4 protein-coding genes are annotated in these 5,577 nt (G+C 59.2%); all 4 read right to left on the minus strand.

Annotated elements, in window-relative coordinates; translation table 11 throughout:
* Window positions 1-554, minus strand: a 554-nt coding sequence (locus WA354_RS15560; RefSeq protein ID WP_472813937.1) for a proton-conducting transporter transmembrane domain-containing protein, incomplete at its 3' end; no start/stop codon positions are given.
* Window positions 551-2,059 carry a complex I subunit 4 family protein gene (locus WA354_RS15565; protein ID WP_472813938.1) on the minus strand — a complete coding sequence of 503 codons (1,509 nt, stop codon included), beginning with the start codon at window positions 2,057-2,059 and terminating at the stop codon, window positions 551-553. The genes WA354_RS15560 and WA354_RS15565, both read right to left, overlap by 4 nt.
* Window positions 2,060-2,265: 206 nt before the next feature.
* The gene (locus WA354_RS15570) at window positions 2,266-3,819 is read right to left on the minus strand and encodes a complex I subunit 4 family protein (RefSeq protein ID WP_472813939.1); all 1,554 of its coding nucleotides are present in this window, start codon (window positions 3,817-3,819) and stop codon (window positions 2,266-2,268) included.
* Window positions 3,816-5,577, minus strand: a 1,762-nt coding sequence (nuoL, locus tag WA354_RS15575) for an NADH-quinone oxidoreductase subunit L (protein ID WP_472813940.1), incomplete at its 5' end; no start/stop codon positions are given. The genes WA354_RS15570 and nuoL, both read right to left, overlap by 4 nt.

Raw genomic sequence — 5,577 nt, forward strand, 5'->3', positions numbered from 1 at the left:
TACAGATAGCTGAAACCAAACAGCAGAAACGCAGCCGACATTCCGCCGAAGAGGTAATATTTCATCGCTGCCTCGGCGCTCTTCCCGGACTTCTTCGCAAATGCCGTCAGGATATACAACCCCAGGCTCAGCAGTTCCAGGCCGACAAAGATCACCAGCAGGTCCTGCGCCGCCGATATCAGCAATCCGCCCGTCGCCGCCGTCAGGACTACGGCAACGTACTCGCCCACATGCTGCGTAAAATCCGATCCAATCAGCAGAAACAGCGTCAACACCGTCAACGCCAAGATGCCAACCTGGGCGATCGCCGTATAGCCACCCGTCGCCAGCAACAAGTCCGCACTGTCGGGATACGTCAATCCACCAGACGCCTGAAACGGCATGACGGCCAAAGCTGCGCCGCAGCCGATCGCACCCAGCAACACCGCCGCCATCACGCGCGTCTGCGCCGCCGCTTTGCGCAAAAATCCAAGGTCCACTACCAGCACCAGCAGCGCCGCAATATCCAGCGCCGTCTCCGGCAGCGTCACGCGGAAAAGGTCTGCGTAGTTCATTGCATCCCTCCCGCAAGCAGCGCCTTCACTGCCGGCTCAATCGAATCGAGCAAAATCTTCGGATACACACCAACAATCAGAGTCGCCGCCACCAACAAGGACGTACCTGCAATCTCGGGCCATGTAATTGCTTCAAACTTCTCCCACCCCGACGCCGGATGCTCTTCTGCTGTCGGTAGTCTGTCAGAGAAGAACGCCTTCTGCAGCGCGCGCCACGTATACGCCACGCCGATAACGATTCCTACGCCCGCCGCCGCCGTCCACCACGGCTTCGCAATCCACGAACCCACCAGCACCTGCAGTTCCGCCACAAATCCTGAGAATCCCGGCAGCCCCATCGACGCCATGCCTGCAATCACAAACGCCCACGCCGCAAACGGCATCCGCTTGCCCAGGTGCATCGTCTCCAACTCCGCCAGTTGTCGCGTATGCGTGCGCTCATACACAATCCGTCCCACAATCGCGAACAGCAGTCCCGCAATCACACCGTGCGAAAACATCTGCAGCACCGCGCCCGTCACACCAATCTGCTTCAGCGTCACCAGGCCCAGCAGCACAAACCCCATGTGGCTTACGCTCGAGTAGCCAATCACAAATTTGAAATCGGTCTGGGCTAGTGCCACCAGCGCACCGTACACAATACCGATGACCGCGAGGATGGCGAACACATCGCGCCACGATCCGATCCCCGCAAACGACCAGCCCCACGGGTCCATCCCATGCGGAAACAATCCAATCGCTACTCGCAAGCATCCGTAAGCGCCCAGCTTCATCACCACGCCGGCCAGCAACATCGAAGCTGCAGTCGGCGCAGCCACGTGGCCGGTTGGAGCCCATGTGTGAAAAGGCCACAGGCCCGCCAGTATTCCGAATCCGACAAATACCAGCGGAAACGCCCACATCTGAAAACTTACCGGAAGATTTGCATTCGCGAGCGCCACCAGCCCCGTCGAGTGGCTACCGGAAATCGCATACGCGGCCAGCAATCCAATCAGCACCATCGCCGATCCGACAAAGGAATACAACGCCAGTTTCATCGCCGCATACTCGCGCCGCGTCGAGCCCCAGATCGCAATCAGGAAGTACTTCGGCACGATGGCAATCTCGTAAAACACAAACAGCAGGAAAAGATCGAAGCTGAGAAACACTCCGTAGACGCCGCCGATGAGCGCGAGAAAGAAAGCGAAAAACTCATTCGTCCGCACATCAATGTTCCAACTGAAGAGCACGCCCGCCACCGCGGCCAATCCTGTCAGCAACACCAGCACGCGGCTGATCCCGTCCGCAGCCAGAGTGAAGTGGATGCCCATCGATGCCACCCACGGCACATCGACAATCGTCACGCGTCCCTGGCCCGCGCCCTGCATAAACCCGGCAACGCCAATCGCAAATCCCGTCACTGCCACTGCAAGCGCAAACCATCGCGCCAGCACCGCATTATTCTTCGGCAGTAGCGCCAGCACCAGCGCACCGGCAAACGAGATGTAAATCGTCCAAGCCAACATTTAGCTAATCCTAAAAATCGCGGCTTTGAAAGGACACGGCCTTAGCCATGTCATCTTCGCCTTATTAATTTTCGCGTCATCCTGAGCGGAGCAGCTTGGGGCCCCAACAAAGTTGGGGTAAGCGGAGCGAAGGACCTGCTTTTGCTTAGCATCCGGACACGACTTGAATCGTGCCGAAAATCTCGTACTAAAGCCGCCAACCACCATCAAAATCTCCAATGCGCCAGCAGATACTCAACCGTAGGATTCACACGTCCCACGATCAGCTGCGGTACCACCCCGAGCAAGAACATCAATCCAATCACCGGCGCCATCCCAGACCGCTCCCCGCCATGCAGATCCGGAAACTCCGCCCATTGCGCAGGCACCGGCCCGGTGAACACCTTCTGGATCACCGTCAGAATCACGACCGCCGTCACCAGCAACCCCAAAACTGAAAATGTCGCCGCTAACCACGACAACGGAAACACACCGCGGAAGATCAAAAACTCACCCACAAATCCGTTCAGCCCCGGCAGTCCCAGCGACGAAAACAGCGCAATCCCCATTAGCCCTGCAAACACCGGTGCGGGCTTCCGCAATCCGCCAAAGTCGTCAATCCCGCGCAGCCCACCGCTCCTGAACTGAATCATCGCGATGAACCAGAACAGTGCCGCAGCCGTCAGCCCGTGATTGAACATTTGCAGAATCACGCCATTCAGCGCCGCCGCCTGGCTCGTTCCCACCGCAACATTTGCGCCGCCCGGAACCGCGATTGCAAAAATCCCCAGCAAGCAATACCCGAGGTGATTCACCGACGAGTACGCCAGTACGCGCTTCAAATCCTTCTGTGCCGCCGCAGCCCACGCGCCCATCACCACCGTGATCACCGCCAGCACCAGCAGCGGCGTTCTGATCTCTGCGATCTGCGCTCCAAACAGCGGCAGCGCAATCCGCAGCAAACCGTACACGCCCATCTTCGACATCGCGCCCGTCAGCAGCATCGTCACCGGCGACGGCGCCTCAGCATATGCCGCTGGCAGCCACGTGTGGAACGGCGCCATCGGCACCTTTACCGCAAATCCCGCCAACACCCCAATGGCAAGCCACATCATCACGTGGCCTCCGGCAATTCCCGATCCCAGGTGTGCAGTCACCTGCTGCGCCAGCGATCCGTTCGCAGCCATTGCCGCCAAGTCGCCAAACTCCATCGATCCCGTTGACAGGAAAACCGCGAGAAACGCCAGCAGCAGCGCCACGCTCCCCGCCATCGTGTACACAAAGAATTGCGTAGCCGCCGGCCCACGCTTTGGTCCGCCCCAAAGTTTGATCAGGAAGAATGCCGGAATCAGGCTCAGTTCCCAGAACAAAAACCAATGGAAGAAATTCAATGCCGTGAACGACCCGAACAGCCCTGCCTCAAGCAGCAGCACCAGCGCAAAAAACAACCCCGGTTCGTGATGCACGCGATGCGCCGCATCGATACTCATCAGCGTCACCAGCGCCGACAACAACAGCATCAGCGCTCCCAGCCCATCGACGCCCAGGTGATACTGAATTCCCAGCGAAGGCACCCAGTTGCGATGCAATTCCTCCATGCCGATAGACCCATCCCCCGGCAAGTGCAACCAGATCGCAAGGGAAAGCACGAAAGCGATGATGCCTGTTACTTGTGCAACGCCCCGCGCATGCTTGCCCGACAACAGCGCAATCGCCGCGCCGACAACCGGCAGCACCGTAATAATCGTGAGCCACGGAATTCCGTTCATCATTGCGTTCATGAGCGGCCGCTCCAGATCAGGATGCCGGCCAGCACCACCACCGCTAGCGCCAGAAGTCGCAGATACATCTGCCCGCGTCCGTTCTGTACCCGCGCCAGCAATCCGCCGCCTGTCGCGATCTCTTCGCAGCCCTTGTCAAAGCCGCCATCAACCACGTTCGTGTCCAGGAACCGATTCAACTGCGCCCATCCGCGGAACACCAGCGCCACTCCCGCCACAATCCCGCCCCACACGTTCCGATCCAGCCAATCGGCAACCTTCGCCCACCACTCATAAAACGCAATTACCGTCGCGCCATAAAGTTCGTCAATGTAGAACTTGTCGCGGAGCACCGCCCACACCGGCGGCATGGCCTTCTCCAGCGCATCGGGCTCCTCAGCCGCAGGCGACTTCGACCCGTAGATCCACCATCCCAGCCCAAGCCCCACCAGCACCACCAAAGACGACGTGAGCATCAGCATCCCGAGCCCCGGCTCCTTGAATCCCGCTAAATCAAACGGTGCCGCATTCCCGTTAAGAAACGCCCTGAACCAGGGCCACGCCGGCGTTCCAATTGCGGCCAGAGTCACCGCAAAAAACGCCAGGATCGCCAGCGGCATCGTCATCACCCGCGGGCTCTCATGCGCATGCCCATGGCCTCGCCAGGTCCCGAAAAACACGTAGCTCACCTGCCGCGTCATGTAGAACGCCGTAAGCAGCGCGCCAAACACCAGCATGTAAAACGGAGTCTTCGCCAGGCTCCAGTGCTGCGCCGCTTCCAGTATCCCGTCCTTGCTCCAGAACCCCGAGAAGAACAAAGGAAATCCACAAAGCGCCAGCATGCCGATACCGTACGTGACAAACGTGACAAACATGGGCTTTCTCAACCCGCCCATCTTCCGGATGTCCTGTTCCTCATGCGCGCCGTGAATCACCGAACCCGCTCCCATGAACAGCAGCGCCTTGAAGAATGCATGCGTAATCAGGTGGAACATGCCCACCGCCACGCCGCCCACGCCCAACCCCGCCATCATGTATCCCAGCTGCGAAACAGTCGAATAAGCCAGAATCCGCTTGATGTCGTTCTGCGCCACCGCAATCAGCGCTGCAAACACCGCAGTCGACGCACCAACCCACGTCACCACCGTCAGTGCTGTAGTTGTCCCCCCCGCCGGCATACCCGCAGCCATCAGCGGATAAACACGCGAAACCAGATAAACACCCGCAGCAACCATCGTCGCCGCATGAATCAGCGCCGACACCGGCGTCGGACCTTCCATCGCATCCGGCAGCCACGCATGCAGCGGAATCTGTCCACTTTTTCCCGCAGCTCCGGCGAAAATCAGCAGCCCTATCGCGCCCGCCGCCGTCAGTCCCCACGCCGAGTGATGCACCAGCAGTCCACCCAGTGCCAGAGGCTCCATCGATCCCGCGCCGTGGTCGTAAAACAACAGAGTACCGGTCTGCGCAAACAACCACACAATCCCAAGCAGGAAAAACACATCCCCCACGCGCGTCGTAAGAAAAGCCTTCTTCGCCGCCGCAGCCGCTGAGGGCTTCTGATACCAGAACCCGATCAGCAGGTATGACGTGAGCCCCACCAGTTCCCAGCACATAAAGAGCAGCAGAATGCTGTTCGCAATCACCACGCCCAGCATCGCCCCGGCAAACACACTTAGAAAGCAGAAGAACCGCGTGTAGTTCTCATCGTGCTCCATGTATCCGACGGAGTAGATAAAGATCAGCAGCCCGACAAACGTGACCATCACCAGCATCACC

The sequence above is a fragment of the Occallatibacter sp. genome, assembly GCF_049802275.1.
Classification (GTDB): Bacteria; Acidobacteriota; Terriglobia; order Terriglobales; family Acidobacteriaceae; genus Telmatobacter.

What these genes read in the sequence shown, in the direction of transcription:
- WA354_RS15565 (WP_472813938.1), bottom strand. Translation starts at nt 2,059, where the DNA reads ATGTTGGCTTGGACGATTTACATCTCGTTTGCCGGTGCGCTGGTGCTG.
- WA354_RS15570 (WP_472813939.1), bottom strand. Translation starts at nt 3,819, where the DNA reads ATGAACGCAATGATGAACGGAATTCCGTGGCTCACGATTATTACGGTG.